Raw genomic sequence first — 4,311 nt, 5'->3', positions numbered from 1 at the left:
TGAACTCGAACGTTGAGCCTTTGAACTCGAACGTTGAACCTTTGAACTCGAACGTTGAGCCTTTGAACCCGAACATTGAGCCTTTGAACCCGAACGTTGAGCCTCTGAACTCCAACGTTGAGCCTTTTAAGATAGAAGATTACCTAGAGTGACAGCGAAACCCAGCTTATACCAATTCACAAAAATCCTGATACATATAGATTTCTCGTAGGGGCATGGCATTGCCCATACGTGTCAACTTAAGGCGCAATGGGCGGTTAGAAACCGCGTCTATACAAACAAAACCCACCTCCGTGGGTTAAAAAACCTTAATTTTCCGTTAGTCCGCGGAGGCGGACTTTGCCTGTATAGCCGCGAATTCCATTCGCCCAGGCTTTAAGTTGACACGTATGGGCATTGCCATGCCCCAAAAGAGCGTATTTGTATCATTATTAAAGTGAAATGGTATTACTGGTATAACCTGAGAAATATTCCCTCAGCAGGAGATAAATAATAAGACACCTGTCCTATCCTAGTCATGCTATAGAGAATAGGAAAAGGAGATGTCTGTAACAAAGCGGCTGGAGATTTTAGATTTAATTCGGGAACTTCGGCAGCAACTCAATCTTTCTCAGAAACAGTTTGCTACTAAATTAGAGGTTTCATTCAAAACAGTCAAACGTTGGCAGAATAGGCATACAGTAGACCTCTTGCATAAATCAAAAATAAAGAACCCCACCCCGCATTTGCTGACGCAAACGCTCCTCTCCCCTTGGTCTAGTTCCCTCCCCTTTCCAAGGGGAGGGTTAGGGTGGGGTAAAACTGACGCGAAAAACCAGGTGAGTAAACTATTTCAGACTTGTGTATACACCGTAGCCGGTGCTTTGGGGAGGGGTTGGAGGTGGGGTGTTAGGGACTTTTGCAAGAGGTCTAATGCCTTCACAGATAGCACTAAAACTAATAAAAGAAATGTTACGGCAGATGGGTGAACCCGGCAAAAGCCTGCTAAACCAGTATTTTCCCGAAGCAGAGTAGGGTTATGGCTCATCAAGCGAGGGCATCGAAATCTAAAAACATTGTTGCTGGCAGTAGAAAGCGACTGCTGCACTATGGTATTGCTGTGCTATCCGTTGCCTTAGCACTGGGGGCAACTCTGCTGCTGAATCCATATCTCACGCCAACGCCTGCGGCGCTGTTTTTTGCTGCGGTGATGGTGAGTGCCTGGTATGGAGGCTTGGGCCCGGGGTTACTTGCTACCGTTTTGTCTACTTTGGCAATCAACTACTTCTTTTTCAAGCCGTTCGATCCGCAGAACATTACAAATCTAAGTAGATTAGTACCTCTGATCGTGTTCATACTGGCAGGAGGGTTAATCAGTTCGCTCAACGAATCACGCCGCACAGCCCAACAGAAAGCTGAGATCAGCCTGAAGTCTCTACGCGAAAGCGAGGCAAGATTTGGTCGCTTAACAGAGTCTAATATTATCGGGGTAATTGTGGCTGATCTCAACGGCTTAATCATTGAAGCCAATGATGCCTTTCTACAAATGCTTAATTATACACGCGAGGATTTGCGCTCTGGTCGAATCCGCTGGGGCGATATTACTCCACTCCAATATATTGAGGTGAGTGAACGAGCAATTGAAGAACTTAGAATTACTGGGAGTTGTAAGCCCTTTGAGCAAGAATACATCCGCAAAGATGGCTCTCAAGTTCCCGTCTTAATTGGCTTTGTCAAGCAGGGAGATAGGACAATCATTGGTTTTGTTCTTGACTTAAGCGAACGGCAAGCTGCGCTGCGCGAACGCAAACAAGCAGAAGTTGCCCAGAGCATCCTGCAAATGCTCTTAGAACACGTCCCAGAGGGAATTACGATCACCGGAGGCCCCCCTAATTTCCCAATCATCGCCAACAGCAAACTCGCGCAAGAGCTTTTGGGCAGACCTGGTGAATCCCTCGTTGGCATGACTTCTAACGACTACGTTCAGTCCTACGGTCTGTTTTTGGCTGATGGTGTAACGCGCCCCACCGCAGAACAACTGCCTTTATACCGTGCTACGCGCTACGGTGAAACAATCCGCGATGAAGAATGCATCATTGAACGTTCTGATGGAACCCGGATTACAGCGATCGCTAATGTAGTACCGATTCGGGATTCCCAAGGTCAGATTATCGGTGCAATCGATTGCTGGCGTGACATCACCAACCGCAAGCGCATAGAGGAGGCACTGCGGCAACGAGAAACAGAACTTCGCTTGATTACAGATACGCTGCCAGTTCTGATTTCCTTTGTAGATTCAGAACAACGCTACCGCTTCAATAACCGAGCATATCAAGAATGGTTTGGGCATTCAACGGCAGAAGTTTATGGAAAGCATATTTGGGAAGTTTTGGGTGAACCCGCCTATAAAGTAGTTCGTCCCTATGTGGAACAAGTACTTGCAGGAGAGCAGGTCACTTTTGAAAGTCAAGTTCCTTATAAAGATGGTGGCACACGTTATATTCATGCTATTTACGTTCCCCAGTTTAATGAAGAGGGAACCGTTGAAGGGTATGCGGCTTTGATTACTGACATTAGCGAACAGCAAGCTGCGCTGCGCGATCGCAATCAGGCAGAGGAGGCGTTGCGCCAGAGCAATGAGCGGCTAAAGTTTGCGCTGCAAACCGCAGAATTGGGTGACTGGGATATAGACTTGAGCAACCAGACTGCTCACCGTTCCCTACGACACGACCAAATCTTTGGCTACGAGTCTCTCCTACCCGAATGGACTTACAACATGTTCCTGGAGCATGTCTTACCTGAAGATCGCCCTTTGGTTGATGCCAAATTTCAGACTGCTCTAATTAATCAGGATACCTGGGATTTTGAGTGCCGCATTCGCCGTGTTGATGGAGAATTACGCTGGATCTGGGCACGGGGTCATACTTATCATAATGCTCAAGGGAAAGCAGTGCGGATGCTGGGACTGATCGCCGACATTAGCGATCGCAAACTTGCCGAAGCAGCGCTACGTGATAGCGAGGAGCGATACCGAATTTTAACAGAAGTGTCGCCGCAGGCTATTTGGATGGGCGATAGCAATGGTGGTATTACTTATTGCAATCAATACTGGTTTGACTACAGTGGACTGACAATGGAGCAAACCACCGGCTATGGCTGGATTTATATCATTCACCCCGATGACCGCGATCGCGTCTTTAAAACTTCGATGCAGGCTGTTGCTAACGCTACAAACTACGAAATAGAAATTCGCTTCCGTCGAGTTTCTGATGGTAGCTATCGTTGGCATATTGTGCGGGGTTTGCCATTTCGAGATGCAGCCGGACAGATTATCAAGTGGGTGGGCATCGCCAGCGATATTCACGATCGCAAAATTGCCGAAGCCGCCCTGCAACAACTCAACGAAATGCTAGAGCAACGGATTCAAGAGCGCACCATCCAACTGGAAACCGCCAATAAAGAACTGGAATCCTTTTCCTATTCAGTCTCTCACGACTTGCGATCGCCGCTTCGCCACATCGCCGGATTTGTAGAGTTGCTTCAGAAACGGCATAGCTCAACAAGTACATTAGATGAAACGAGTCAGCGTTATTTGAAAATAATTGCAGAAACTAGCAAACAGGCAGGAATACTAATAGATGAGTTGCTCACATTTTCTCGCATGGGGCGCACCGAAATGCGTTACATCAACATCAATATGGAGCAACTAGTGGAAGAAATAAAACGCGATTTGCAAACCCAAACCCCAGGACGCACAATCAATTGGCACATAGAGCCACTGCCAGAAATCCAGGGCGACCCCTCCATGCTGCGGCTCGTCCTTCGTAACCTCATAGACAATGCCGTAAAATATACCCAGACTCGAAACCCAACAGAAATTACTGTTGGCAGTATTGAAAATGAAAACGAAGTTGTCTTTTTTGTACAAGATAACGGCGTAGGCTTTAATATGCAATATGTTCACAAGCTATTCGGAGTATTTCAACGCCTGCATAGCGACCCACAATTTGAAGGCACTGGTGTTGGATTGGCAAACGTGCAACGCATTATTCATCGGCATAATGGTCGAGTCTGGGCAGAGGCTGTAGTTGACAATGGAGCCACCTTCTATTTCTCACTACCTAAAGTGTCAAAGAAGGAGGGCGAATGAAAGAACTCAAGCGAATTCTGCTGATTGAAGACAGCGCCAACGATGCAGAATTAATCCTAGCCGCCTTGTCGGAAAATCATTTAGCTAACGAAGTGGTGGTGGTACGTGATGGAGAGGAAGCACTGGATTATCTTTATCGCCGGGGTTTGTTTCGCTTACGAATGGAAGGGTATCCGGTTGTA

2 protein-coding genes and 1 pseudogene are annotated in these 4,311 nt (G+C 47.0%); all 3 read left to right on the top strand.

Features of this window, described 5'->3' with window-relative positions:
• Window positions 1-542: 542 nt before the first annotated feature.
• The gene (locus LC574_RS28820) at window positions 543-968 is read left to right on the top strand and encodes a helix-turn-helix domain-containing protein (protein WP_229457060.1); all 426 of its coding nucleotides are present in this window, start codon (window positions 543-545) and stop codon (window positions 966-968) included.
• 50 nt (window positions 969-1,018) lie between these two features.
• Window positions 1,019-4,129, top strand: coding sequence for a PAS domain S-box protein (locus tag LC574_RS28815; protein WP_229457059.1), 3,111 nt, complete (start codon window positions 1,019-1,021; stop codon window positions 4,127-4,129).
• Window positions 4,126-4,311: pseudogene (locus tag LC574_RS28810) on the top strand (response regulator); the annotation flags it as partial. The gene LC574_RS28815 and the pseudogene LC574_RS28810, both read left to right, overlap by 4 nt.

The organism is Nostoc sp. CHAB 5715 (assembly GCF_020829685.1).
In the GTDB taxonomy this organism is placed as follows: Bacteria; Cyanobacteriota; Cyanobacteriia; order Cyanobacteriales; family Nostocaceae; genus Nostoc.
The sequence above is the reverse complement of the archived record's forward strand: the minus strand, read 5'-3'. Positions and strand labels throughout refer to the sequence as shown.